This is a genomic window from Leucobacter sp. Psy1, assembly GCF_020096995.1.
In the GTDB taxonomy this organism is placed as follows: Bacteria; Actinomycetota; Actinomycetes; order Actinomycetales; family Microbacteriaceae; genus Leucobacter.
The window spans coordinates 342,105-367,150 of the sequence record NZ_CP083692.1 but is presented as its reverse complement, the minus strand read 5'-3'; the positions used below and the strand labels follow the sequence as shown (position 1 = coordinate 367,150).

The window sequence follows — 25,046 nt, the reverse complement described above, 5'->3', positions numbered from 1 at the left end:
GACTGCCCCCATGTCATTCACCGCACTCGTCACCGGCGCCTCGGCCGGACTCGGCGAAGAGATCGCCCGCCAGCTCGCCGCACTCCGCGTCGACCTCGTGCTCGTCGCGCGCACCGAGCGCCGCCTCGACGCCATCGCCATGCAGTTGCGACGCGAGCACGGCGTGACCGTCGAGGTCCTCGCTGCCGACCTCGCGGACGCGGACGATCTCGACCGCGTGGCCGCCCGCCTGCAGACTGAAGAAGCGCCCGTCGACATCCTCGTCAACAACGCAGGCTTCGGGGTGCTCGACCCGTTCGAGCGCAGTGATGTCGAAGCCGAGCGCCGACTGCACGAGGTCCTCTCCTGGGCACCGCTCCGACTGTCTCACGCCGCGATTCCCGGCATGCTCACGCGGGGTCGGGGCTGGATCCTGAACGTGGCGAGCGTCGCCGCCTTCACCCCGACGGGAAGCTACGGTGCGGCGAAGGCGTCTGTGGTGTCGCTCTCCCGGTCGCTGAACGCGCGATATGCGTCGTCTGGTGTGCACGTCACAGCGCTCTGCCCAGGCCTGCTGCAGACCGAGTTCCACGAGCGAATGGGACCGCACCTGCCCGCACTCTCACCGCTCGCGTTCGCCGACACCAGACGCGTCGCGCGGGAGGGATTGCGCGCCGTCTACCGGGGGAAGCCGGTGGTGAGCGCCGATTGGCGCTACCGTCTCTCGCGTCCGCTGACCTGGATCCTGCCCGACCGGGTGCTCGAGCGCATCTCCGCCGCGGGCGACCACGCACCGATCGCCCGGGAAAAATCGGCGTAGTCGCGGCGCAACGGCTGGCATATACTCGAATCGTCCAGCTCGGTCGCCTCAGGGAGCCCGGCCGACAAGGCGCTCGAAAAAGGGGTGCTGCTGCCACGACGCATCCGCGTCGGCGAGACATACACAGAAACCGTTCTGTTCTGTACCCGTCTCACCGAAGGACCAGCGATGCTCCGCACCACCACACCGACCGTTGCGCGCGCTCTCGCACGCGCGCTCTCTTCCGCAGCCGACCAGTGCTTCGGCCTCATGGGCAACGGCAACGCTCACCTCATCGACGCGCTGCTCGGGGAGGGCGTCGCCTACACCGCCGTCCGCCACGAGGCCGGCACCGTCGCAGCTGCGGACGCATACACCCGAGTCTCCGGCAGGATCGCCATCGCGACCACTACGTACGGCGCGGGGTTCACCAACGCGCTGACCGCACTCGCAGAGGCCGCGCAGGCGCGCACACCGCTCCTCCTGGTCGTGGGCGACGTGCCGACGACCGGCAGTCGTCCCTGGGATATCGACCAGGATCGCATCGCCGCCGGTCTCGGCGTCCCGACCTTCCGCGTCTCCGCGGACACCGTTGCCGACACCGTCGCCGAGGCGGTGACCGTCGCCCAGGGGAGCCGCCGTCCCGTCGTCATCGGGATCCCCTACGATCTTCCGACCTCGCCCGCCTTCGAGGCCTCCCCCGCTTCCCCGGCTTCCCCCACCTTGCGAGTGAACGAAGTTGGTTCTGATTCGAGCGACAATGAGCCAATTGTGTTCACTCGGCACCGCGGCGCGAAGCACGAGCACGAGCGGGCCGAGCCCGACGAGATCGCCGAGGCGGCCGCGCTTCTCGCAGGCGCCGAACGCCCGCTGATTCTCGCGGGGCACGGCGCCGCCCTCTCCTCCCCCACCATCGGCGACGACCTCGAGACGCTCGCTGCGCTGCTCGGCGCCCCGACCGCGACCACCGCTCTCGCGCGCGGCCTCTTCCCGCGACAGGAATTCGATCTCGGGGTCACGGGAGGGTTCGGCAGCGACGAGGCCATGCGCGTCATCGCCGACGCCGACACCGTACTCGTGGTCGGCGCGAGCCTGAACCAGTTCACCATGCGCTTCGGTGAACTCTTCGGCCCGGGCACATCGGTGATCCGGATCGACATCGACGCGGTCGACCCGCCGCGCACCGCATATGACATCGACCTCTCCCCGCTCCACGGCGACGCCGCGGAGACGGTGCGCGGGCTCATCGCAGCCGTCACAGGCATCGGGCGTCCGAGCAGCGGATGGCGGGAGCAGCTCGCTGAATCGCAGGCGTTCGCCGTGCTGCGCGCCCCAGCGGACGGATTCGCCGAGCATCTCGACGGCGTGTGCTCAGACGGCCGGCTCGACCCGCGATGCGTCGCCGCACGCATCGGAGCGCTCCTCCCCGCACGGTCGCACGTCACGACCGACGGCGGACACTTCCTCGGCTGGGCAAACATGTACTGGCCGGTGTCATCACCCGAGCGCCTCATCATGGTCGGCACCGCCTATCAGACCATCGGGCTCGGGTTCCCGACTGTGGCTGGCGTCGCCGCCGCGGCCCCTGATTCGACGATCGTCCTGAGCACGGGAGACGGCGGAGGACTCATGGCGCTCGCCGATCTCGAAACCGCGATACGCACAGCGGAGAGCTGCGTGATCGTGGTCTGGAACGACGGAGCTTACGGGGCGGAAGTCCACCTGTACGGGAAGATGGGCCTCGACGAAGGTCCGATGCTCATCCCCGATACGGACTTCGCCGGGGTCGCGACGGCGCTCGGGGCGACCGGAGTCAGGGTCACCTCGATCGAAGACCTCGACGCCCTCGCCGGGTGGACGTCGGATGGCGCCCGGGGCACGATCCTGCTCGACTGCCGGATCTCGCGCTCGGTCGTGGCCCCGTACCAGCGCGAGATCCAGCGGGTGAACGGCGTCGCCTGAGCGGCGTCGCTTCAGCGGATTCGCTGCAGCGGATCAGACGCGTGCCGTCTCCGTCGCAGCGGTGTCGCCCTCCGGAACTGGAGCGCGGCGCGGCGTGAGGAGCGACACGATCACCAGTGAGATCACCGCGACCGGGAGCGCGACCACCACCGAGGCCACCTGGTCGCCGGGCCCGAAGACCTCCCAGCCGATGGTGGTGAGTCCCGCTGCGATCATCGAGACGATCGCGCCCGCGGCGGTCGCCCGCTTCCAGAAGAGCGCCGCGATCACGACGGGCGTGATGGCGGCACCGTACATCGTGTAGGCGTACATCTGCAGGGCGAGCAGCGTCGGGAAGAACTGCACCATCACGTACCCGAGGATCGCGATCACTGCGACGCCCACACGACTGACGAGGAGCTCACGGCGCTCCGCACCCGGCCGTTCGCGTCGAGCCGTCCCCGGCCGGAACACGAGGTCGTAGACGATGTTCCCCGAGCACGTGAGCAAGTAGGAGGAACCGGTGGTGACGATGATCGCCAGGGCGGCGGTCAGGATCACGGCGCCGATGATGGCGGGCGTGAACTCCCCCGCGGCGAGACCCAGGATCGCCATGTCGGGATCCGATCCGGGGTTCACGATCGTGGCGCCTGAGGCGAGGAGGATGATCGGAGCGACGACCAGTGCGGTGCCGAAGAAGAAGACGAGGATCGCCTTGAACGCAGTGGCGGGATCCTTCGCGGCGCCGATGCGCTGATGCATGTTCTGGTCCCCGAGGACCAGCAGGAACAGCGGCAGGAAGTAGCCGAGGATCTGGACCGGGTTCAGAGTTCCGGTGAGTGTCTTGAAGGCGGGATCGAGCTGGTTCACGTATCCGCCGACACCCCCGATGTCGTTGACGAAGACCCAGACGAGCGCTGCACCGAGTCCCAGCACGACCAGGATGGACGACAGGAAGTCCGTCCATGCGACCGACTTCAGCCCGCCCGAGAGGGCGAGGAACCCGATCAGGATCAGCGCAACGATCGTTCCCTGCACTTCGCTGAGCGGAGTGATGAGGCTGAAGATGTACCCCGCACCGGTGAACTGGTATGCGGCGATGCCGATGAACGCTACGAGCACGACGACGGTACCGATCACGCTCGTCGCCGGCCCGAATCGGGCGCGGAACAGCTCGGGCACCGTGTTGAACGAGTTGGTGCGAATCCGGCGCGACATGAGCGCGAGGAAGATGATCCCGACAAAGGTCCCCATGAAGAAAAAGATTCCTGGCAGCGGGCCGTTGCTGAAGACGAAGCTCGCCCCGCCGATGATGGAGCCGGAGCCGACGAAGGTGGCGAGGAGCGTACCGCCGAGCACGAATGTCGGGAGCGAGCGACCGGCCATGATGAAGTCGCTGCCATCCTGCATCGACTTCTTACGCGAGAACCAGGCGGCTACGACGATCATCAGGATGATGTAGCACACGAGAACGACAATGTTGGTCGTGGACATGAATATTCCTCAGGAAGGGGACAGGGTCGAGCCCAGTATGTCTTCAACGAGTCCAATATGCAAAGATTTTTGCACGACAGCTGCGGTCGGCGCGGTTCAGTCTCCAGAAACGATGCCGAGCTCGCCCCAGAGCTCGTCGGCCTCCCGCAGACTGCGCTCGGTGCGATCGCGGTCGAGGTCGGCGAGCGCGTTGAGCACCGCCTGCACGGCCGATACCGCCGGGATGGACGACGGCAGATACCTCGCCCCTTCGCTCGGCACCGTGAGGACCACGTCCGCGAGTCCCACCGCCGGGGTCGTACGGTCGGCGAACGCAACGATCGGCACCCGTCTGGCATGCGCGAACTTGGCGAGTCTCGGGACGATCGCTGCAGTCTTCCAGATGTTGAAGATGATCAGCGTGTCCTCCGGCCCGAGCTTGCGCACCGCATTCATCTGGGTGGACGCCGAACCGTAGGGCAGCTCGAAATCGTAGCCCAGCAGCTGCGCGTTGTGCGCGAGCACGTTCGCCGGAGCCAGATACGTCCCGGTCGCCAGCACGACCGTTCGCCGGGAAGCCGCCAGCCGCTCCGCTGCTGCGGCAACCCGCTCCTCGTCGAGCGACTCCGCGAGGGACTGGAGTGCCCGCACGTCCTGCTGCACGGAGAACCGCGGTCCGCTCTCGGCACCGACTGCGGGAGCCGGGGCGAGCACGGTGTCCGCCCCGAGCTGCGCGAGATAGTGCCCGCGGTAGTCGAGGATGAAGTCGGGCCAGCCGCGAAACCCGAGGAACTGCGCGGCCCTGGTGACCGTGGCGATGTTCACCTCCGCGAGCTCGGACATCGCCTGCACCGTCGAGAACGCCGCGACCTGCGGGTTCCTCCTGAGCACCTCGATGATTCGGGATGTGGCCTGCGGCACACGGCGCTCGGCGACGAGACCGTCGATCCAGCGGGAGAGATCATCAGTCATGTTTTGCAAAGTCCTTTGCAATTGCTTACCGTGGTCAAGTGAACGCCGACGGACGGCACCCGTGTCGGCGCAGGAGCGAAAGGCGAAGCAGTGAAACTCGAGGCCCCCACGTCAGCGATCACCAACGTCCGGATTCTCGATCCGGAGACCGAACGCATCTCCGAGCCGACGACGATCCGCATGTCCGGCGATCATATCGCGTCGGTCGGCGGCGACGCGGACGCTGACGCGCTCGATGCCGCAGGCCGGATTGCGATGCCAGGACTCATCGACTGCCACGTGCACGTTCTCGCCAACACCCCCGATCTCGGGAGTCTCGGTGACGAGTCGCCCGCCTATCTCACCGCCTGCGCTATCAACACCATGCAGGGCGCGCTGCGGCGGGGGTTCACGACGCTTCGCGACGCGGGAGGGGCCGACTTCGGCCTGGCCAGGGCCGCCGCCGAGGGGCTGTTCGTCGCACCGCGTCTGTTCTTCGGCGGGAAGTCTCTCTCCCAGACCGGGGGTCACGCCGACATGCGGGCCCCGGGGTCGACGGTCATGGACAATCATCAGTGCTGCCCGCACATCGGCATGGTCTGCGACGGCGTCGACGAGGTCAGGCGCGGCGCCAGGCAGCAGTTCCGCACGGGTGCCGACCACCTCAAACTCATGCTGTCGGGCGGCGTCGCATCCCCCACTGACCGCGTCGACTCCACCCAGTTCTCCGACGAGGAGATCCGCGCCGCCGTCGAAGAGGCCGAGGCCGCGAACCGCTACGTCCTCGGCCACGCCTACACCGCGCGTGCCATCAACCGGGGGCTGCGGCTCGGTGTCCGCTCCATCGAGCACGGGAACCTCCTCGACGAGGAAACGGTCAGCCTCTTCGTCGAGCACGATGCCTTCCTCGTCCCGACGCTCGTGACCTACCAGCGACTCAAGGCCGACGGTGCTCGGCTCGGGCTGCCCGAAGCCAGCCAGCAGAAAGTGGATGACGTGCTGGGGGCGGGGCTCGCGGCGCTGCGCCTCGCCGACGAGGGCGGCGTGAACATCGCCTACGGGTCCGACCTGCTCGGAGAGATGTGGCACCATCAGAGCCGCGAGTTCGAGATCCGAGCGCAGGTGCAATCGGCCGGCGCGATCCTGCGCGGGGCGACGACCGTTGCCGCGCGTCTGCTGCAGGCGGAAGGCGAGCTCGGGGTCATCGCCGAGGGCGCACGCGCCGACCTGTTGCTGCTGGAATCGAACCCCCTCGAGGACGTGACCGTTCTCGCACGCCCGGAGGAGAGCATTCACCGTGTGATCAGTCGAGGATCAGCGGTCGCTCCCTGACCTCGCCTACGGGGTCGGGTCCTTCGGGACCTCGGCCTCGGCGGTCAGCGGCTCGGCGATGTCTTCGAGCTGGGCCCCCTCGGCTTTCACGCCGAGCACCAGCTCGGCGATACCGCCGATCGCCATGACTGCCGCGCTGATGAAGAACCCGAGCGCGACAAGGCCGACATCTCCCGATTCGATGAAGCGGCCGAACAGCAGCGGCCCGATGATCCCGCCCAGCGCTGTGCCGACGGCGTAGAAGAAGGCGATTGCCAGGGCCCTGGTCTCCATCGGGAAGATCTCGCTCACCGTGAGGTAGGCCGAACTCGCCCCGGCTGAGGCGAGGAAGAAGCACGCCATCAGCACCGCGAGGAACGCCCACTCGTTGTCACTGTGCATGAGGATGAACGCGAGCAACACCGCGATGACAGCGGACCCGAGGTAGCTGATCGCGATCATCGGCTTCCGTCCGACGGTGTCGAACAGCCTCCCGAGGAGCACCGGCCCCAGAAAATTCGACACGGCCCAGAACACGAGGAAGACCGGCACGATACCCGCCGCGACACCGAAGTAGGAATTCATGAGCGTGCCGAGGTTGAACGTGATCCCGTTATACAGGAATGCCTGCCCGACGAACAGCGCCAGCCCGAGGACCGCCCGCTTCGGGTACTTCTGGAACGCGACCTTCGCGATCTCGGTGAACGGGATCGCGTGCCGCTGCCGGATCGTGAGCGTCCGGTCATCATCGACGGGCTCGAGGGCATCCGTTCCCGATTCCTCCTCGACTTCGCGTTCGATGGAGTCCACAATCGCCTCGGCCTCCTCCTCCCGCCCGTGGATGAAGAGCCACCTCGGACTCTCGGGCACGTGCCTCCGCACGATGAAGATGAGCAGCCCGAGCACCGCTCCGATGCCGAAGGCGATGCGCCAGCCGAGATCCTTCGCGAAGAGATTCTCGTCGAGGAGCAGGATGACGAGTCCGGACCCGAGCGCCGCCCCCAACCAGTACGAACCGTTGATGATGAGGTCGACGCGGCCGCGAACCCGTGCGGGGATGAGTTCGTCGATCGCCGAGTTGATCGCAGCGTACTCACCGCCGATGCCCGCGCCCGTGACGAATCGGGCGATGTAGAAGTACCACGGGGAGAACGCGAACGCCGTCGCGACGGTGGCGAGCACGTAGATCACGAGCGTGAGGATGAACAGTTTCTTCCGGCCGAACCGGTCGGTGAGCTGGCCGAAGAAGAGCGCACCCACGCACGCGCCGAGCACGTAGATGGCCGCGGCGATCCCGATCTGGCCGGCGCCCAGTTCGATGCCACTGCCATCCTCGGTCAACCGTGCCGCAACGCTGCCCACGATGGTGACTTCGAGGCCGTCGAGGATCCAGACCGCCCCGAGGCCGATGACCACCCGCCAGTGGAAGCGGGTCCAGGGCAACCGGTCGAGTCGTGCCGGCACCTGCGTACGGATCGTGCCCAGTTCGCTGCGCGGCATCATCGGCCTCCTGCACCCCTGGCGAGGCGCCACAGGCGCAGCGGCAGGAGTCCGAGCAGCGGCGCACGGCGCCCCATCGACTCGCGACCGTCCCGATCGAACGCCGCAGCGTAGCGTTCCGCTTGCTCGGGCGAGACGTAGGTCTTACTCCCGCCGGCGCCGCAGCTTCGATCGCACTCCCACCTCATCGTCCGGTCCTCGGCTCGAAACCGGAACCGATGCCCCACCCATCGACACGCCATCATGGCGGTGACGGTACGCCTCGCCACCGGTTTAGGCACACCCCTTGCCGAACCCGCGAGAGAGGATTACGCTTTCACCGCTCCACGAGTGCTCATCCGGAACCGCTGATCCGGTGCCTCAGAGCGCACGCAGGATCACTGCGCTGCCCTGGCCTCCTCCTCCGCAGATTCCGGCAGCACCGAGCGTTCCCGGTCCCGCCTGCGCAAGTCTGCGCGCGAGCGTCCCGACGATGCGCGCCCCCGAGGCGCCGATCGGGTGCCCGAGAGCGATGGCGCCGCCGCCCGGATTGACGATTTCAGGATCCAGGCCCAGTTCGCGCGCCGACTGCACCCCGACAGCCGCGAACGCCTCGTTGATCTCCACGACGGCGAGCTCTCCCGCCGACGCAGCGTCGTCGGTCTTCACCAGCGCCGCATCGATCGCCCGGGCGGGTTGCGCGTGGAGGTGCGTGTCGGGTCCGGCGACGAATGCGGTTGCCTCGACGCTGGCCATCGGCGTGAGCTCGAGTCGCTCCGCTGCGGTCGCGCTGATGAGCACGAGTGCTGCCGCACCGTCGGTGATCTGCGAGGCATTGCCCGCGGTGATCGTGCCGTCCTGCGCGAACGATGGGCGCAGCGCGGCGAGCGACTCGGGTGTCGTGTCGGGGCGCACCCCGTCGTCATCAGCGATCACCGTGTCCCCGCGACGTGAAGTGAGCGTGATCGGCTCGATCTCGCCCGCGCGGAACTCCGCAGCCTCAGCTGCACGTCGATGCGAAGCCGCTGCGAAGGCGTCCTGCTCTGCTCGCGTGAGACCGAGTGGCCCATTGCCCTGTTCGGTGAGCACACCCATCGCGGCGCGATCGAACGCGTCGGAGAGCCCGTCATGCTCGACGGTGTCGCGCAGCTCGGAGGATCCGAACTTCGTTCCCCCGCGGATCTGCGCGACATGCGGAGCGAGCGTCATCGATTCCTGGCCGACAGCGACGACGACGTCCGCCTCACCGGCACGGATCAGCCGCGCGGCCTGCGCCACCGCCTCCATACCCGACAGGCACACCGCGTTGAGGGTGATGGCCGGCACGGTGAGCGGCACGCCCGCGCCCACGGCAGTCTGTCTGGCCGGGTTCTGACCGGCACCGGCCTGCAGCACCTGGCCGGCAATCACCTGATCGACCTCATCGGGCGCGATTCCCGCCCTGCGCAGAGCCGCCCCCGCCGCGTGAGCCCCGAGCGCGGTCGCCGGAAGCGCCGCCAGCTGTCCGGTGAACTTCGCGAACGGCGTCCGAGCGTATCCCGCGATCAGCACCGCATCACCCGCGCTCACGAGAGCACCTCCGACCCCTCATCCAGATCGACGGAGAAGCTCGCACCGGTGCACGCGCGGATCTCGTCCACCTCATGTCCCGGTGCGAGGCGCCTCAGCACGAGCGCGTGATTGATCACATCGAACACGGCGCGGTCGGTGATGATCCGATCGACCACACCGACACCCGTGAGCGGAAGGTCGCACTCGGCGACGATCTTCGGCGTGCCATCCTTGGCGACGTGATCGGTGATGATGATGACGCGGGGAGCTCCGGCGACGAGATCCATGGCCCCGCCCATGCCTTTGACGAGCTTCCCCGGAATCGTCCAGTTCGCGAGGTCGCCGTTGCCCGCGACCTGCAGCGCCCCGAGGATCGCGGTCTGCACATGACCTCCGCGGATCATGGCGAATGACGTGGCGGAGTCGAAGATACTCGCGCCGTCAGCAAGGGTCACCGTCTGCTTGCCCGCGTTGATGAGGTCGGCGTCCTCCTCGCCGTCGAGGGGAAACGCCCCCATCCCGAGAATGCCGTTCTCGCTCTGGAGCTGGACGCTGACCCCATCGGGCAGGTGATTCGCCACGAGCGTCGGGATCCCGATGCCGAGATTCACGTACTGCCCGTCCTCGAGCTCCGCCGCGGCCAGCGCGGCCATCTCATCGCGATTCCACATGGTCACGCCCCTTTCCGCTCGCGCACTGTGCGCTGCTCGATGTCCTTCACCGGGTCCTCGACGACGACCGTGCGCTGCACGAAGACCCCCGGAGTATCGATGCGCTCCGGGTCGAGGTAGCCCTCACGGAGGTGCTCTACCTCGGCGACCGTCACCCGCCCAGACATCGCCGCGAGCGGATTGAAGTTCCGAGCGGTGAGGCGGTAGCGAAGATTACCCTCTGCGTCGCCCTCATATGCTCGCACGAGTGCCAGGTCGGCGACGATGCCTCGCTCCAGGATGGCCCGCTGTCCGTCGAACTCGGCCACGGGCTTGCCCTCGGCGATCGGGGTGCCGACGCCCGTCGGTGTGTAGAAGGCGGGTATCCCCGAGCCACCTGCCCTGAGACGCTCGGCGAGGGTGCCCTGGGGGACGAACTCCACCTCGAGCGTGCCGTCGAGGTACTGGGATGCGAAGAGCTTGTTCTCACCGACGTACGATGCGAGCACGCGAGAGACCTGCGCGTTCTCAAGCAGTACGCCGAGGCCCTTGCCGTCGACGCCCATGTTGTTCGACACGATGGTGAGGTCCTTCACCCCCGTCTCGCGGAGCGCGCGAATGAGGTTCGTCGGGATACCGCAGAGCCCGAATCCGCCCACCGCCACCGTCATCCCGTCGCGCACGACTTCGGCGAGCGCGTCGACTGCGCTGTCTCGGAGTTTCGTGGCCACCCTCGGCCTCCTTCTCATCGTCAATGATGCTGTACGACGTCCACCATGCGGTCGAGCATCGATCTTCCTCTGACCCTAACTTGACAGGGTTTGCAGAAGCCGCTCGGATCGAAATCTGCTCACACCTCGGGCAGAAGCAGTAGTATCGTCCACAATATGGACACTGGAACTCAGGTCGTGAGCAAGATCGGGGCAGTACTCAGAACACTGAGCGCATCGATGCCCGAGGGCGCCGGGACGACGACCGTGGCCGGTGCGTCCGGGATCACCCGACCGACGGCTCATCGCCTGCTGACCGCACTGGCGGCAGAAGGATTCGTGGACCGGGATCAGGGGACCGGCCGGTGGCTACTCGGGCCCGAGCTCTACCTCATGGGTTCCGTCGCCGCGGACCGCTACGACATCACGGACATCGCGCGCGAACACCTGCAGGCCCTCGCGGCGGCGACCGGTGAGAGCGCATTCCTCTCCGCCCGTCGAGGCGATGAGACCGTGTGCCTCTCGCGACGCGACGGCAGCTTCCCGATTCGGTCCTTCGTCCTCTACGAAGGCAAGCGGTTTCCGCTCGGAGTGGCGTCCGCGGGCGCAGCAGTGCTCGCCTTCGAATCAGACGACTGGATCGACCGGTATCTCGACCGCGCATCACTCGAGGCGGAGCACGGAGCCGCGCACACCCCCGCTGCAGTGCGGGCCCGGATCGCGGAGACGCGTCAACTCGGCTACGCCGTGAACCCCGGTCTGATCGTAGAGGGGAGCTGGGGGCTCGGCGCAGCGGTGTTCGACCCGGCGGGCAAGCCGGCCTGGGCGCTCAGTCTCACGGGCATCGAGTCACGGTTCACCCCTGCGCGTCGCAGCGAGCTCGGCCGGCTTCTCCTCCAGCACGCGCACCAACTCACCGAGCGTCTGCGAGGGCGGTAAGCGGACTCCCCTTCGTCCCCAGACCTCGCTTCCGGCCACTCACCCGCGGGTTTTCCACAGATTCACCATTACGCACCCCACGAGACGTGTCAACCACTATCGTGGTGTTCAGAACGAGGCCGATTTTATGTGGCTCAGCCTGTGGGCCCCGCCATGCTGACCGAAATGAGGGATACCGATGACCCCAGACGACTGGATCACGTTCGCAACGCTCCTGACCCCAATCCTCCTCTTCCCGTGCCTCCGGTCACAGTTGCACTCGCTCGAACTCAAGGTGATCAGCAGGAGAGGATGACCGCATGAACTCGCTCACCGGATCGATCGACACGCTGGCTGGCGTATCGACCTTCATCACTCTCGTCGTCGGCGTTCTCTCGATCTTCGTTTTCTACTTCCGAGGAAAGAAGGCCGTGAAGCAGCACGTGTCGAAACAAGTCGGTGAGCTCTCACTGCAGATCTCAATGGGAGACCAGGTTCTCGGCGAGCGCATCGCCTCCACGGAGAAGGTGCTCGAGACCGCCACCCAAGATCTCGGCGGCAGAATCGACACCGTCGAACGCAACCTCAACACCAAGATCGACACCGTCGAACACAACCTCAACACCAAGATCGACACCGTCGAACACAACCTCAACACCAAGATCGACACCGTCGAACACAACCTCAACACCAAGATCGACACCGTCGAACACAACCTCAACACCAAGATCGACACCGTCGAACACAACCTCAACACCAAGATCGACACCGTCGAACACAACCTTCGCGACAAGATTGCTACCGAAACCACCGCTCTCGGCGACAGGATCGACCACATGAACCAACATCTACAGATCCTCGACCACCGAGTATTCGCTCTCGGCACACGCTGGGGCGCCTGGAGCGAGGGGCCCGACGCGAACAGGAAACCCCAGCAGACCATCCCGGAGCGGCGTCAGACCGACTCATAGGGCACGGAAGCGATCCACCCCCGCATTCACCCGCGCGTGGCCTCCAAGAACACCTCGTACATCGCATCGCGGTCTGCCTGCCGGCCGGTGAACATCCCGAACGAAGCGACCGCCTGGCCAACCACCATCCGGCCACCCCCGAACACCCTGCACCCCAGAGCCTCAGCCGCGCGCACGAGGGTCGTCTGCAGCGGACGGTACACGACATCGCCGACCCAGAGTCGCGAATGCAGTGCACCGACATCGACCGGACTCGCATCCGACACTCCAGTCATACCGATCGGGGTGCTATTCACGAGACCGTCCGCCAGCCGGACGGCCTCCGGCGCTTCATCGAGTCGCAGCGCCACCATGCGCGACCGATCGAACTGTGCGGAAAGTCGATCGATGAGCGCGGAGACGCGCTCCCGATCGACATCCGCGATCGACAGACGCTCGGCCCCCGCCTGCAGAAGCGAGTACGCCGTGGCCGCCCCGGCGCCGCCCGCCCCCAACTGCACCACGTGCCCCATGCGGGTCGGTGCGCTCTCGGTGCGAATGGACGCCAGCGCCTCACTGAAACCGAGGTGATCGGTGTTCATGCCGATCGCCTGTCCCTCCCGGAACACCACCGTGTTCACGGCGCCGAGCAGTTCGGCATCGGGAGTGAGCTCGTCGAGCGCCGGGAAGATCGCTTGCTTCGCGGGGTGCGTGACGTTCAGCCCGTTGAAGCTCATGCGTTGCGCCTCACTCACGAGAGCGGCCCAGTCGGGTTCTGCGACCCCCATCTGCTCCGAGTCGAGCAGGCGATAGAGGAGCGGGAGTCCCTGCCGCTGCGCCTCGCTCTCCTGCAGGAGGGGCGACATGGACCCGCCGATGTTCTCTCCCAGCAGACCGAGCAGCCAGCTCTGCGCATGCGCGCTCCTGGGCCGGTCTTCCTGAGCGGTCATGCGTCGGCCACGATTCCGGCCGCATGCACCATTGATCTCGCGCGTTCGAGGAGGTACCGTGCGTACCCGACCGCGCCGAGCTGCTCGAACAGTGGCGCATTCGGCACCTCGACACTGATCGGCAGGCCCGAGGGCACCGCGCGAATCAGGTCGAGGAGCGGCAGCTCCCCGTCCCCCGGAGGGAGTCTGAAGGCACGCGACTCCACCTTGCGCGGCTCCCCGTCGGCGGTCATGCCGCGCGGCAGCGGTCCTGAGATCTCGAACTCCTGCGGAGTCTCGAGCGGGGCGTCGCACAGCTGGAGCACGGGGACCAGGGCCGGATCGAGTGTGGCCACGTCAGCCGGCGAGTCACCGCCACGGCGAAGGTGCAGCGGGTCGACCAGCACGGCGGCACCGGCCGCATCGGCAATCTGCGCGGCCACGGAGATCGTGTGCACGGCGTTGTAGCTGATCGGTTCGAGCGTCGGAAGGATCCCGAACGATGCCGCATCGGCCACGAGCTCGGCAAGCGTGTCGATGATGCGGTGCTCGTCGGGGTCCTGACCCGCGAGGCTCAGCGTCGTCGCGCCGAACGCCGCACCCGCCTCGAGCATCGGCAGCCAAGCCTCACGCCCGGTGGCTCCATCGAGAGAGAGGAACTCGATGTCGCGCACCGCGACACCGGTGTCTGCCATCGCGGCACGAACAGCCGTGGACATCGCCGAACTCGGCCGCATGTCGGCGATCGACTCTGTCGGCGTCGCACCGCGCACCCGCACTCCGACGAAGTCGAACCCCGCCTCGGCCGCCACGCGGATCAACTCATCGGGTTCCAATCCCAGCAAACTGAGATGTGCGAGACCGAATTCCGTCATGCTGAATCCTCCTGGTTCGGTGCCTCCAGCCGCACGGGCTCACCCGAGGCCGCGGAAGCGTACATTGCCGCCATGGTGCGGAGCGAGCGCAGCGCATCCGCTCCGGTCACCGCAGGTTCCTTGCCCGCGCGGACCGCCTCCACGAACTCCGTGATCTGCAGTGTGTGAAACGGGGTGAGCGCGGCGTGGACGTCGCTGAGCTCCGCGTCAGGGAGCACTCGCGTCGGGAAATCGTATCGGGCGTCCCCGGGAACGGTCCACACGTCGGTGATGGCCTCCTGCCCTTCGGGATACTCGAGCAGACCCACGGTCGCACCGTTCCGACCGGTCATGGCGATCCGCTCTCCGTGACCTGGAGAGAGAGCCGTCGAGGCGGTGAACTGCGCGATCGCGCCGTTTGTGAATCGCAGTGTCGCCGCCAGGGTGTCCTCGACCTCGATCACGTCCCCGTGGACGAAGCGATCGGAGGCCGCCATCACCCACTCGACCTCGCCGAGGTACCACTGGAGCAGGTCGAGATAGTGGATCGCCTGGGTCATGACGACGCCGCCCCCGCTCGACCAGTCTCCGCGCCAGGGAGCGTCGGTGTAGTAGCTCCGATCACGGTGCAGCAGGACTTCGACCCTGGCGAGCATCGGCTCGCCCACAGTGCCGTCGTCGAGCGCTGCACGGATCCGCTGTGCGGCAGGCCAGAACCGGCGCTGGAACACCGTCCCGAAGGTGACCCCCGCCGAGCGACAGGCGCTCACCATGCGTTCGGCGGCGGCCACCTCCGCCGCGAGCGGCTTTTCGCAGAGCACGTGAGCGCCCGCGGCCGCGGCCTCGATCACGGCCTCCTCGTGGACCTGGTGCGGTGTGCAGACGCTCACGACGTCCACGCCAAAGGCGAGCATCTCGCCGAGGCTGTCGAATACGCTCGCGACCCCGTGCCGAGCGGCGAAGTCGCGAGCGCGATCCGGATCGACGTCGGTGCACCCGGTGAGTACAACACCCGGCTGAGAGCCGAATGCGGCCGCATGGTTTCCGGCGATCGCGCCGCAGCCGACGATGCCGACTCGAAGCGGGGTGTCGCATGCTGCGCTCATGGGATGCTCATCCTCTCCGTTCGGACAGTGCTCGTGATCTTCAGACCTCAGGCGGCGGACTTGAGGCCGAGCTTCGCCGTCGGAACGCGGAAGGTCTCGCGGCTCAGCACGGCGCAGAGACCGGAGATCGCCACGCACACGGCGGAGAAGAGCGCCACGCCCAGCCAGTTGCCGGACTCACCCGAGATCGACTGCGCGATGGCGGGAGTGAACCCCGCGACCAGCAGACCGAGCATCAGGCTGACCGCCATGCCGCTGTAGCGGACCTGGGGCGGGAACTGCTCCGGGAAGTACGCGGGGTACACGCCATTGCTCATGGAGTACGCACCGGCGATGAGCAGGATGCCCAGCACCCAGATGAGTACCGTATCCCCCGGCCCGCCGGCGTTGAGCGCCCAGAGGAACGCGAAGATCAGGACCACCTGGCCGACCGCGCCGGTCACGAAGATCGGCTTGCGCCCGATTTTGTCGGAGAGGTGGGCCCACATGGGGATCGCGGCGACGGCGATGAGGTTCGCCACGCTGATGAGGAGCAGCATCTCTCCGCGGTCGATCCCGGAGATCTCGACGCCGTACGCCAGCGTGAAGACGTTTACCATCGTGTTGACCATGGTGAAGAGGCTCATGCCGGTCACCAGCGCGAACGCCTTCGGGTGATTGCGGAGCACCTCGAACATCGGCACCTTGACGACCAGGTTGTTGCTCTTCGTCTCTTCGAAGACCTCGGGCTCATCGAGCGTGCGACGGAGCAGCAGGGCGACGGTGGTGACCACGATGCTCAGGAGGAACGGGATGCGCCACCCCCAACTCATCTGAGCCTCCTGCGGCAGCATGGCGATCGGGATGAAGACTGCGGAGGACATGACGATACCGAAGGTCACACCCGCGAGCGTCCAACTGGCGAAGAATCCACGACGGTGGTCGGGCGCGTGCTCCATGGAGAGCGAAGCCGAACCGGGGGACTCGCCGCCGGCCGAAAGTCCCTGCGCGAGACGGAGCACGACGATGATGATCGGAGCCCAGATGCCGATCTGCTCATAGGTGGGGATCACACCGATGATGAAGGTGGAGACGCCCATCAGCACGAGCGTCGCGATCAGCACCTTCTTGCGGCCGATCACGTCTCCGAGCCAGCCCCACATGATCGCGCCGAGCGGACGAGTGACATAGGCGACGCCGATCGTGGCAAGGGCGAACAGCTGCCCGCCGGTACCGGCGTCGGGGAAGAAGAGTTCGCGAATGTACAGCGCCGCCGCGGTGGCGAAGATGAAGAAGTCGTAATACTCGAGCGCGCTTCCCGCGAAGCCCGAGATGGCGGCGTTGCGGGCATTCTTCCGCCGCTTCTCGGTCATCGGCACGGGGCCCTCATTGGGCAGCGTGATCTTCGGCTCTGACATGGTGTTCCTTACTCAGTCGAGCAGACCGGATCGCACGTCGTTGTGTGCTCCGCCGGTCGCTACGTTGCGGTGAAAACGTCGGCGTGTTCCCGGGCGAAATTGACCGGTCTCAGCGCGTCCTGTGCCGATTCAACGTGACGAAGATCTGATTGTCCAGCCGCAATTCCACGGTTGGTGAGTTACCGACCCCGCCGATTTCGCGAAACTTCCCCGAAACCATGCGCTTTACGAAAGCTTTTTCGCATAGCGGCTCTCAGCTAATCGTTACATTTCTACCCGGGGAACGCCTCTTCCAGCACGCGAATGGCCGCCGAGAGCCGATCGGACTCGCGGTCGCGTTTCCAGACTATGGCGTGCACGAACTCGACTGGATCCCCCGCGAGGTCGAGCCACGCGACGTGCGGCGGAAGCACCGGCAGGACTTCGCTCGTCATCATCGTGACCCCCACCTCGGCCGAGACAAGCCCCAGAACGAGGAACGGATCACTCACCACCTGGGCGATCACCGGCGCGAACCCCGCCGCCTGGCACACCTGGACGACCAGCGCCGAAAGGGACGACGTTCCGTCCATGGGGTTCATGACGAACGGTTCATCCCGGAGTTCACCGATTGCGACGCGCTCACGGCCGGCCAGGCTGTGCTCGGAAGAGACCACCACCCCCAGCTGACGCCTGGCGAGTACGCGATAGGCGAGGTCGGGATCGGGTTCACCGAGAAGCCCGACGAACGCGAGATCGAGCTTTCCACCGCGCACCATGCGCATCCCGTCGTAGGTACGCACCCCGCCCTGCAGCGCCAGCTCGATACTCGGGTAGTCGCGGCGGAGCGACCGCGCCAGGAGCGGCAGGGTCTCATGGTTATGCATGCCGGAGAACCCGATGCTCAGGCGACCACTGACGGACCCTCCGGCGCTGCGGGCGGCGTCGGCTGCCGACCGCACATCGTCGAGGACGCGGTAGGCGTGCGGCAGAAGCGCTTCTCCCGCCGGAGTCAGCGTGACCGAACGCGTGCTGCGCACGAACAATGGCTCGCCGAGTTCAGCCTCGAGTCGGCGAATCGTCTGGCTGAGCGGCGACTGCGCGACGTGCAGGCGCTCAGCTGCCCGCCCGAAGTGCAGTTCCTCCGCCACCGCGGTGAAGGCCTCCAGCCACTTGGTCTCCATTGCGCCCCCTCGCCGAGCGTTGCAGGTCGCTCGCTCGCCGCCATCTTGATTAAGTTTGATTCTCGCTCAGTGTATGACGAATTGTTCATGAATCTCACTCAACGCTTGCGCCTGGACCGCACGCCGCCGACGATGAGTGAGGGAGCCCCCAGAACCGTGGGCCAGCGCGAAGGAGCACAGATGTCAGACCGACCCAGCGACGAAACATTCGATGTGATCGTCATCGGTTCAGGGGCGGGCGGACTGTCTACCGCGGTCACCGCGGCCCATCAGGGACTCGACGTTCTGGTGCTCGAGCGGGACCGTCTCTGCGGCGGCGCCACATCGCGGTCGGGCGGCTGGATGTGGGCCCCGCGCACCGAGTTCGCCCTCGCCGACGGAGTCGACGAATCGCTCGAGAGCGTGAAGACCTACCTGCGGGCGGCCGTCGGCGAGCACTACGACGAAGCACGCACCGACGCCTTCCTGCGGGCCGCTCCGGAGATGGTGTCCTTCTTCGAGCATCAGACCGCGCTCCAGTTCGTGCCAGGGTCGAAGATCTGCGACATCTACGGTGACCTCCCGGGCGCGGGAACCGGCCATCGATCGGTCGGCCCGAAGCCGGTCAACGGTCGCATCTTCTCGCGAGAGCTTCGCCGCATCATGGCACCGCAGTACTGGGAGACATCGTTCCTCGGGATGGGGATCATGGCCGGACCGGATCTCGCGGGGTTTCTCGCAGCGTCGAAATTCAGACTGAGCGGATGGATCCACTCGGCGAAGCGCGTGGCCCGTTACGCCTTCGACCTCCTGACGACCGGTCGCGGCATGCACTTCGTCAACGGCGTGGCGTTGACCGCGCGTTTGATGCAGTCGGCGGTGGATCGCGGAGTGGACATCCGCGTGCGCCACAACGCCGTGCAGCTCACCTGCGACGCAGCCGGACGCGTCACGGGCGTGGTGACGGAAACACCCCGAGGTACGCGACGCTTCACCGCACGCCGCGGAGTCGTGATCGCGAGCGGAGGGTTCTCCGCGAACCCGTCGATGCGACGCACGCTCTTCCCGCACAACCGGTCCGCCGACGACCACTGGACGCTCGCACCGCAGACCGCGGATGGCTCGGGGATCGAACTCGGCGAGTCCGTCGGCGGCGTCTTCGACGCGAGCGGAGCAGCCGCAGCAGCCTGGTGTCCGGTTTCGCTGGTGCCGTACCGCAGCGGGCGCACCGGTGTATTCCCGCACATCATGGATCGCGCGAAGCCCGGGTCGATTGGTGTGCGTCGCGACGGTACGCGCTTCGCCAATGAGGCCAACGGGTACTGGGACTACGTCGACGGGTTGAACGCGGCGACTCCCGACGGGGAAGTCGCCGAGGCCTGGCAGATCGCCGACGCGCGCTTCATCGCGCGCTACCCGCTGGGCTTCGCGATGCCGCGCCCGGTGCCGAAGTCTCCGCATCTCAGGTCCGGCTACCTGATCTCGGCACCGACGCTGACCGAGCTCGCCGACCGCTGCGGTATCGATGCCTCTCAACTCGTCGCCACCGTCGAGGCGTTCAACCGGAACGCGCGACAGGGTCAGGATCCGGACTTCGGACGCGGGTCCACGCCGTTCAATCGATACGGTGGCGACCCCGAGGTGCAGCCGAACCCTACCCTGGCTCCCATCGAGCACGGTCCCTTCTATGCGGTCCGCGTGGTGCAGGGATCGTTCGGGACCTTCGCAGGCCTCCGGACCGATGATCGGGCCCGCCTGCTCGACACCGACGGATCTGCAATCCCCGGCGTCTACGCCGTCGGAGTCGACCAGAAGAACCTTTTCGGCGGCCGCTATCCGGCGGGCGGCATCAACATCGGGCCGGCGATGACCTTCGGCTACCTCGCCGGTCTCGATCTCGCGGCGACCGAAGCACCTGCATCAGGATCCGCACCGGCAGCCTGACCACTCCCTCGGCCCCAGCACCACCCCTTCGAAAGGACCCCATGTCACTCTTCGCTGTCTCCTATCGCTACCTGCCAGGCACCGACGCAGGGCGGAACGAGCATCGCCCGGCTCACCTTGACTTTCTGCAGACCCTGTTCGACGACGGTCGCCTCGTCGTCAGCGGCCCGACCGAATCCGATGAACCCGGTGCACTGCTCATCATCCGTGGCGAGTCCGTTGATGCAGTCGATGCGCTCATGGCGGACGACCCGTTCGCAGCGCACGGGTTCGTCGAACGCACCGTGCGTGGCTGGACGCCCAAGTTCGGTGCCGTGCGGCTCGCCGCGGCCTGAAGGAGACACTGATGCGCGCGATACGCACCACGGCCCGCGAAACGCTCGAGTATGTCGACGTTCCCACTCCGGCGCTCGGTCCAGGCGAAGCGATCGTGCAGATCGCGCACGTCGCACTCTGCGGCACCGACCTGCACATCTGGGAGGACGACTACGCATCCGAGCTCCCGCTCGTGCAGGGGCACGAACTCTCGGGGACGGTCGTCGCCGTCGCCGACGATGTCTTCACGCTCACCATCGGTGATGCCGTGGCCATCGACCCGCTCATCAGTTGCGGCGAGTGCCGCGCGTGCCGCCGAGGTCGCTCGAACGTCTGCCCGAGGCTGACGGTGCTCGGATGCTACACGGACGGGGGCCTGGTCGAGCGGATCGCCGTGTCCGCCGATCGGCTCCACCGGGTACCCGACGACGTGCCGCTCGATCTCGCGGCGGTCGCTGAACCGGCCTCGATCGCACTCCAGGCCGTGTCCAGAGGTCGAGCTTCAGCCGATGACGTCGTGCTCGTGCTGGGAGCTGGGCCCATCGGTCTGCTCGCCACCCTCGCCCTCGTCGATCTCGGAGCGACGGTCGTGGTCGCCGATGTCGTCGCCGATCGACTCGAACTCGCTCGAACGTTCGGTGCGGCGAAAACCGTGCTCGTCGATGCCGCGGAGACGTTCCCGGGTCATGCGGGATCGATCACGCTCCGCGAGCTCACCGAGGGCGAGGGCCCTGACGTCGTCATCGAAGCAACGGGGGTGCCGGTATCACTCGAGAACGCCCTCCGTACCGTGGGGGCCGGAGGACGCGTCGTGCAGGTCGGCATCTCGACCAGGCCCGCCGCCTTCCCACTGAATCTCCTGGCGTTCACGGAGGTCGACCTCCTCGGGAGCCGGAACAGCACCGGGCTCATCCCTCGAGCGCTGCAGCTGATCGCCGCGTACCCCGCGCACGTTCGTGAGCTCATCACCCACCGCTTCCCCGCGCAGGACCTCGATCGGGCGTTCCGCACGATGCGCGACCGCGACCAGCGAGTGGGGAAGATCCTCATCGAGATGCCGGTGTCATGAGCGCCACGATCTCCCGACTCACCGGCACCGTCATCACCCCGGCGGCCCAGCTCCCTTCCCGGACCGATATCGCGGTCATGGGATCGGGCGCCGCGGGTCTCGTCGCCGCCGTTCGCGCCGCCGACTCAGGCGCCCGTGTCGTGGTGCTCGAGAAGGCGGACCTGCTCGGTGGCACGACTGCGATCGGTGGCGGGGTGATGTGGCTCCCCGCCACCCGATGCGCCGCCGAAGCCGGATACTCGGATTCCCCCGCCGCTGCCGCTGCCTACTTGAGGGCGGCGACGGGCGGGCGGCTCGGAGGCGAGGAGATCGAGACGTACCTTGGCGGTGCGACCCGCGTCGCCGACTATCTGCTCGAGCACACACGAGTCTCGCTCAAGCCGCTCGCGCGCCCGGACTACCGATCCGACTGGCCCGGAGCGACGCGGGGCGGACGCAGCCTCGACAACGAGCCCTTCGACGTCTCGGTCGTGCCAGGGCTCGGTGAGGCGATCCGGCCGTCGTCGTACTTCCCGCCTCTCTCCATGGCCGAGCGGGACGCTCTCGACGGTCGGGCACCGGATCCGGGGCTCCTCGCAGAGCGACGGGCCACGGGCGTCCGCACCATGGGCGGCGCCCTGGTCGCGAGTCTCGTCGCGACGGCTCTCGACCGCGGCGTCCTGTTCTCGACGGGATCGCGCGTGACAGGGCTCGAGCGACTCGACGGACCAGGAGACGACGAGTGGACCATCACGCTCGGCGGCAGTACGCACCGGATCGCGGCGACCTCGGTCGTCATCGCCTCCGGTGGATTCGAGTGGGATCCCGAACTGCAGCGAGCGTTTCTCCCGCACCCCGTCACGCCGATCTCCGCCCCGTCGAACACCGGGGACGGGCTCCGGCTCGGCCTCCGCGCGGGCGCAGCAGTCTCCGAGATGACCACATTCTGGGGCGTTCCCGTCATCACCCCGCCGGACAAGCGGGTCGATGGCCTCCCCTCCGGCCGGATGGGCAATGTCGAGATGACGCTGCCGGGGTCGATCACCGTCAATCAGGACGGACGCCGGTTCGTCAATGAGGCCCTCAATTACCACGATGCGAGTCGCGTGTTCGGCTCGATCGACCCACACCGGTTGACGCCCTCCGGCGATTCTGCGTGGCTTGTGTGCGACAACCGCTATCGCGAGCGCTATCCCATCGCCGGAATCGCGGCTGACGAGGATGTGAGCTGGATCGTCACGGCTCCCACCCTCACCGAACTCGCCGACCGGATCGGAGTCGATTCGGTCGGCCTCGCCTCACAGGTGGCACAGTTCAACGCGGATGCGCGGGCGGGTGCCGACCGTCAATTCTCGCGGGGATCCACTCCGCAGGATCGCTTCCTCGGCGACGACGCCGTCACCCCGAACCCCTGTCTCGCGCCCATCGACGCTCCACCGTTTTCGGCCGTGCGGATCCACGGCGGCACCCTCGGCACGAGCGGCGGCCTCGCCGTCGATGCTCGTGGCCGAGTGCTCGACCACGACGGTGAACCGATTCCAGGGCTCTTCGCCGCCGGAAACGCTGCAGCGACGATGTTCCGCGGCGCCTACCCCGGCGGCGGCGCCACGCTCGGCTCCGCCGTGGTCCGCGCGTTCGCCGTCGGGGAGGATCTCGCCAAGCGCCACCGTCACCTCCGAACCGCGCCGACTGCGCCAGACCTCGCCTCAGAGGAGGCTCCACGATGAATACCCGCTGCTCGCCGAAGATCCCACTCGCCACCGAGATCCCCTTCGCATCAGGAGAGCTTCCGCCCGGCCTCTCCGACGGCGACCGGCTCGACGTGCTCGTCGTCGGCGCTGGCGGCGCCGGCCTTTCCGCGGCGGTGTTCGCGACGGTAGCCGGCCTCAGCACGGCGATCGTGGAGCGGAGCTCCGTGGTGGGCGGCACAACGGCGTTCACGGCGGGAACCACTTGGGTCCCTGGCACCCGGCATGCCGCCGATGTCGGCGCGAACGACTCCCGTGACGACGTCTCTCGGTTTCTCGACGCCGCAGTAGGGCCCCACGCGCCCCGGGGGTTACGCGACGCGTTCATCGACCTCGGCCCCGAGGCGATAGCGGTGATGGAACGCGGCTCCTCGATCGCCTACCGCGCACGCCAAATCCACCCCGACTACCTCACGCAGCTCCCCGGCGCCCGCCTCGCGGGTCGGGCACTCGAGCCGCACCCGTTCGACGGGCGCGCACTCGGCGAACGGCTCGCGCTCGTACGGCCTCCGACTCCCGAATTCACCGTGTTCGGAGGGATGTCTCTCGAGCGCGATGACATCGGGCACCTCCTGGGCGCGCATCCCACCGATGAGTCGCGCGCGCATCTCCTCGCGCTCAGGCGCGCCTACCGAGACGCCGTCAATGAGCACGGACGCGATACTCGCCGGACCATGGGGAACGCGCTCGTCGCCGGACTGCTCCACACGCTCGATGAGCGCGCAGCTCCCGTGCTCACCCGCAGCGAGGTGCGTGCCGTGGTTCGCGACAACGACGGGTTGCTCGTCACGATCGCGGTCGGTATCGACGACCCCGAAACAGGCGGATCAGGCGAGATCGCGGCCGGCGCCGATCCGGACCTCATCACGATCACCGCACGTCAGGTCATCTTCGCGACGGGAGGGTTCAACCGGCACCCCGAGCGCCGCGCCGACCTCCTGCCCGGCCACCCGGACGAGTGGTGCCCCGGAGCTCCCGGACACACCGGGCAGGCACACGACCTGCTCGACGGCCTCGGGGGACACTACGGGCGCCGCGCGTTCTCACACGTCTACTATGCGCCGGTCTCGCGCCGGCGTCGGGCCGACGGCTCTTGGGCGGTCTTCCCCCACTTCGTCATGGACCGCGCGAAACCGCGCATGGTCGTCGTCGATCAGCACGGCCATCGGTACGTGAACGAGGCGACGAGCTACCACCTGTTCGGCGCCGAGATGGTGATGCACGACCACGAGGATCCCGGCACGGCGACTCCCTCGTATCTCATCACCGACGCCGAGGGGATGCGCCGGTACGGTCTCGGCGTCGTGCACCCGTTCGCGCGTCAGCGTACGCTCGACGGTTTCGTCGACGAGGGCTACCTCCTCCGCGCGGACACCATAGCCGGTCTCGCCGATCAACTCGGCGTGCCATCCTCAGCGCTCGAGCGCACGGTGTTGCGGGCGAACGAGACGGCGGCTGCAGGAGAGGACCCCGACTTCCATCGCGGGTCGAACGCCTACCAGCGGTTCAACGGGGACTCGGGCGCGGAGTCGGGCCACCCGAACCTCGGACCCCTCGCGTCTGCGCCGTACTTCGCCGTCCGTCTCTATCCCGGCGACATCGGCGCCGCGACGGGCTACGTCACCGACGCGGCGGCCGCCGTGCTCGACGCCTCCGGCGAGCGGATCGACGGCATCTACGCCGTTGGCAACGACATGCAGTCAGTCATGGGCGGAACATATCCGGCTCCCGGTATCACGATCGGTCCCGGCCTCGTCTTCGCGTACGCCGCGATCCGCGACATCGCGGGCGCCCCGTTGCCGGGTGCGGACACGGTCGAGCCGTTGCCCGGGTGGGACGCCCGCTGACCCG

The 25,046-nt window shown here is 67.4% G+C and carries 22 protein-coding genes; 10 read left to right on the top strand and 12 right to left on the bottom strand.

Annotation, left to right across the window (positions count from 1 at the left end; all coding sequences use genetic code 11):
- Positions 1-10 precede the first annotated feature (10 nt).
- Complete coding sequence (locus K8P10_RS01725; protein WP_224780092.1) at positions 11-799, top strand: SDR family oxidoreductase; 789 nt, start codon at positions 11-13, stop codon at positions 797-799.
- A 168-nt stretch (positions 800-967) separates the two neighbouring features.
- Positions 968-2,740 carry a thiamine pyrophosphate-binding protein gene (locus K8P10_RS01720; protein WP_224780091.1) on the top strand — a complete coding sequence of 591 codons (1,773 nt, stop codon included), beginning with the start codon at positions 968-970 and terminating at the stop codon, positions 2,738-2,740.
- A gap of 33 nt (positions 2,741-2,773) precedes the next feature.
- Here K8P10_RS01720 and K8P10_RS01715 read toward each other — a convergent pair whose 3' ends face one another.
- Positions 2,774-4,213: a sodium:solute symporter gene (locus K8P10_RS01715; protein WP_224780090.1), complete on the bottom strand. Its 1,440-nt coding sequence runs from the start codon at positions 4,211-4,213 to the stop codon at positions 2,774-2,776.
- A 96-nt stretch (positions 4,214-4,309) separates the two neighbouring features.
- Positions 4,310-5,164, bottom strand: coding sequence for a MurR/RpiR family transcriptional regulator (locus K8P10_RS01710; RefSeq protein WP_224780089.1), 855 nt, complete (start codon positions 5,162-5,164; stop codon positions 4,310-4,312).
- 90 nt (positions 5,165-5,254) lie between these two features.
- Between K8P10_RS01710 and K8P10_RS01705 the strand changes: the two genes are divergently transcribed.
- Positions 5,255-6,475 carry an amidohydrolase family protein gene (locus tag K8P10_RS01705; RefSeq protein WP_224780088.1) on the top strand — a complete coding sequence of 407 codons (1,221 nt, stop codon included), beginning with the start codon at positions 5,255-5,257 and terminating at the stop codon, positions 6,473-6,475.
- A 6-nt stretch (positions 6,476-6,481) separates the two neighbouring features.
- On the opposite strand, the gene K8P10_RS01700 is transcribed toward K8P10_RS01705, so the two are convergent.
- From K8P10_RS01700 to K8P10_RS01680, 5 genes are all read right to left on the bottom strand, one after another.
- Positions 6,482-7,954: an MFS transporter gene (locus K8P10_RS01700; RefSeq protein WP_224780087.1), complete on the bottom strand. Its 1,473-nt coding sequence runs from the start codon at positions 7,952-7,954 to the stop codon at positions 6,482-6,484.
- Entirely contained in the window at positions 7,954-8,142 is a 189-nt protein-coding gene (locus tag K8P10_RS01695; protein ID WP_224780086.1) for a hypothetical protein, read from the bottom strand. Before K8P10_RS01695 ends, K8P10_RS01700 begins: the two co-directional genes overlap by 1 nt.
- A gap of 172 nt (positions 8,143-8,314) precedes the next feature.
- Complete coding sequence (locus tag K8P10_RS01690; protein WP_224780085.1) at positions 8,315-9,502, bottom strand: acetyl-CoA C-acyltransferase; 1,188 nt, start codon at positions 9,500-9,502, stop codon at positions 8,315-8,317.
- A complete protein-coding gene (locus tag K8P10_RS01685) occupies positions 9,499-10,155 on the bottom strand; it encodes a 3-oxoacid CoA-transferase subunit B (RefSeq protein WP_224780084.1) in 657 nt (218 codons plus the stop codon). Before K8P10_RS01685 ends, K8P10_RS01690 begins: the two co-directional genes overlap by 4 nt.
- A gap of 2 nt (positions 10,156-10,157) precedes the next feature.
- The gene (locus K8P10_RS01680; protein ID WP_224780083.1) at positions 10,158-10,865 is read right to left on the bottom strand and encodes a CoA transferase subunit A; all 708 of its coding nucleotides are present in this window, start codon (positions 10,863-10,865) and stop codon (positions 10,158-10,160) included.
- A gap of 156 nt (positions 10,866-11,021) precedes the next feature.
- On the opposite strand from K8P10_RS01680, the gene K8P10_RS01675 reads away from it, so the two are divergent.
- Together K8P10_RS01675 and K8P10_RS01670 are read left to right on the top strand one after the other, a co-directional pair.
- On the top strand, positions 11,022-11,783 hold the full coding sequence (locus tag K8P10_RS01675) for an IclR family transcriptional regulator (protein WP_224780082.1): 762 nt from the start codon (positions 11,022-11,024) through the stop codon (positions 11,781-11,783).
- A gap of 299 nt (positions 11,784-12,082) precedes the next feature.
- Entirely contained in the window at positions 12,083-12,733 is a 651-nt protein-coding gene (locus K8P10_RS01670; RefSeq protein WP_224780081.1) for a hypothetical protein, read from the top strand.
- A gap of 26 nt (positions 12,734-12,759) precedes the next feature.
- On the opposite strand, the gene K8P10_RS01665 is transcribed toward K8P10_RS01670, so the two are convergent.
- The 5 genes from K8P10_RS01665 to K8P10_RS01645 all read right to left on the bottom strand — a co-directional run bounded on the left by K8P10_RS01665 (position 12,760) and on the right by K8P10_RS01645 (position 18,161).
- Positions 12,760-13,662: a shikimate dehydrogenase gene (locus K8P10_RS01665; protein WP_224780080.1), complete on the bottom strand. Its 903-nt coding sequence runs from the start codon at positions 13,660-13,662 to the stop codon at positions 12,760-12,762.
- Positions 13,659-14,516, bottom strand: a complete 858-nt coding sequence (locus tag K8P10_RS01660; RefSeq protein ID WP_224780079.1) for a sugar phosphate isomerase/epimerase — start codon at positions 14,514-14,516, stop codon at positions 13,659-13,661. The genes K8P10_RS01665 and K8P10_RS01660 overlap by 4 nt, the downstream gene beginning before the upstream one ends.
- On the bottom strand, positions 14,513-15,601 hold the full coding sequence (locus K8P10_RS01655) for a Gfo/Idh/MocA family protein (RefSeq protein WP_224780078.1): 1,089 nt from the start codon (positions 15,599-15,601) through the stop codon (positions 14,513-14,515). Before K8P10_RS01655 ends, K8P10_RS01660 begins: the two co-directional genes overlap by 4 nt.
- A 47-nt stretch (positions 15,602-15,648) precedes the next feature.
- Complete coding sequence (locus K8P10_RS01650; RefSeq protein WP_224780077.1) at positions 15,649-16,998, bottom strand: MFS transporter; 1,350 nt, start codon at positions 16,996-16,998, stop codon at positions 15,649-15,651.
- Positions 16,999-17,270: 272 nt separating this feature from the next.
- Entirely contained in the window at positions 17,271-18,161 is an 891-nt protein-coding gene (locus K8P10_RS01645) for a LysR substrate-binding domain-containing protein (RefSeq protein ID WP_224780076.1), read from the bottom strand.
- 180 nt (positions 18,162-18,341) lie between these two features.
- On the opposite strand from K8P10_RS01645, the gene K8P10_RS01640 reads away from it, so the two are divergent.
- From K8P10_RS01640 to K8P10_RS01620, 5 genes are read left to right on the top strand one after another with little or no spacing between them, the layout of a single operon-like run.
- Positions 18,342-20,084 carry an FAD-dependent oxidoreductase gene (locus K8P10_RS01640; RefSeq protein ID WP_224780075.1) on the top strand — a complete coding sequence of 581 codons (1,743 nt, stop codon included), beginning with the start codon at positions 18,342-18,344 and terminating at the stop codon, positions 20,082-20,084.
- 41 nt (positions 20,085-20,125) lie between these two features.
- Entirely contained in the window at positions 20,126-20,419 is a 294-nt protein-coding gene (locus K8P10_RS01635; protein ID WP_224780074.1) for a YciI family protein, read from the top strand.
- An 11-nt stretch (positions 20,420-20,430) separates the two neighbouring features.
- Complete coding sequence (locus tag K8P10_RS01630; protein WP_224780073.1) at positions 20,431-21,468, top strand: alcohol dehydrogenase catalytic domain-containing protein; 1,038 nt, start codon at positions 20,431-20,433, stop codon at positions 21,466-21,468.
- Complete coding sequence (locus K8P10_RS01625) at positions 21,465-23,174, top strand: FAD-dependent oxidoreductase (protein ID WP_224780072.1); 1,710 nt, start codon at positions 21,465-21,467, stop codon at positions 23,172-23,174. The genes K8P10_RS01630 and K8P10_RS01625 overlap by 4 nt, the downstream gene beginning before the upstream one ends.
- The gene (locus tag K8P10_RS01620; protein WP_224780071.1) at positions 23,171-25,042 is read left to right on the top strand and encodes an FAD-binding protein; all 1,872 of its coding nucleotides are present in this window, start codon (positions 23,171-23,173) and stop codon (positions 25,040-25,042) included. Before K8P10_RS01625 ends, K8P10_RS01620 begins: the two co-directional genes overlap by 4 nt.
- The last annotated feature ends 4 nt before the right edge of the window (positions 25,043-25,046 follow it).

What these genes read in the sequence shown, in the direction of transcription:
- K8P10_RS01655 (WP_224780078.1), bottom strand. Translation starts at nt 15,601, where the DNA reads ATGAGCGCAGCATGCGACACCCCGCTTCGAGTCGGCATCGTCGGCTGC.
- K8P10_RS01660 (WP_224780079.1), bottom strand. Translation starts at nt 14,516, where the DNA reads ATGACGGAATTCGGTCTCGCACATCTCAGTTTGCTGGGATTGGAACCC.
- K8P10_RS01715 (WP_224780090.1), bottom strand. Translation starts at nt 4,213, where the DNA reads ATGTCCACGACCAACATTGTCGTTCTCGTGTGCTACATCATCCTGATG.
- K8P10_RS01695 (WP_224780086.1), bottom strand. Translation starts at nt 8,142, where the DNA reads ATGAGGTGGGAGTGCGATCGAAGCTGCGGCGCCGGCGGGAGTAAGACC.
- K8P10_RS01725 (WP_224780092.1), top strand. Translation starts at nt 11, where the DNA reads ATGTCATTCACCGCACTCGTCACCGGCGCCTCGGCCGGACTCGGCGAA.
- K8P10_RS01710 (WP_224780089.1), bottom strand. Translation starts at nt 5,164, where the DNA reads ATGACTGATGATCTCTCCCGCTGGATCGACGGTCTCGTCGCCGAGCGC.
- K8P10_RS01700 (WP_224780087.1), bottom strand. Translation starts at nt 7,954, where the DNA reads ATGCCGCGCAGCGAACTGGGCACGATCCGTACGCAGGTGCCGGCACGA.
- K8P10_RS01670 (WP_224780081.1), top strand. Translation starts at nt 12,083, where the DNA reads ATGAACTCGCTCACCGGATCGATCGACACGCTGGCTGGCGTATCGACC.
- K8P10_RS01635 (WP_224780074.1), top strand. Translation starts at nt 20,126, where the DNA reads ATGTCACTCTTCGCTGTCTCCTATCGCTACCTGCCAGGCACCGACGCA.
- K8P10_RS01720 (WP_224780091.1), top strand. Translation starts at nt 968, where the DNA reads ATGCTCCGCACCACCACACCGACCGTTGCGCGCGCTCTCGCACGCGCG.
- K8P10_RS01640 (WP_224780075.1), top strand. Translation starts at nt 18,342, where the DNA reads ATGTCAGACCGACCCAGCGACGAAACATTCGATGTGATCGTCATCGGT.
- K8P10_RS01620 (WP_224780071.1), top strand. Translation starts at nt 23,171, where the DNA reads ATGAATACCCGCTGCTCGCCGAAGATCCCACTCGCCACCGAGATCCCC.
- K8P10_RS01645 (WP_224780076.1), bottom strand. Translation starts at nt 18,161, where the DNA reads ATGGAGACCAAGTGGCTGGAGGCCTTCACCGCGGTGGCGGAGGAACTG.
- K8P10_RS01665 (WP_224780080.1), bottom strand. Translation starts at nt 13,662, where the DNA reads ATGACCGCTCAGGAAGACCGGCCCAGGAGCGCGCATGCGCAGAGCTGG.
- K8P10_RS01650 (WP_224780077.1), bottom strand. Translation starts at nt 16,998, where the DNA reads ATGTCAGAGCCGAAGATCACGCTGCCCAATGAGGGCCCCGTGCCGATG.
- K8P10_RS01675 (WP_224780082.1), top strand. Translation starts at nt 11,022, where the DNA reads ATGGACACTGGAACTCAGGTCGTGAGCAAGATCGGGGCAGTACTCAGA.
- K8P10_RS01630 (WP_224780073.1), top strand. Translation starts at nt 20,431, where the DNA reads ATGCGCGCGATACGCACCACGGCCCGCGAAACGCTCGAGTATGTCGAC.
- K8P10_RS01625 (WP_224780072.1), top strand. Translation starts at nt 21,465, where the DNA reads ATGAGCGCCACGATCTCCCGACTCACCGGCACCGTCATCACCCCGGCG.
- K8P10_RS01685 (WP_224780084.1), bottom strand. Translation starts at nt 10,155, where the DNA reads ATGTGGAATCGCGATGAGATGGCCGCGCTGGCCGCGGCGGAGCTCGAG.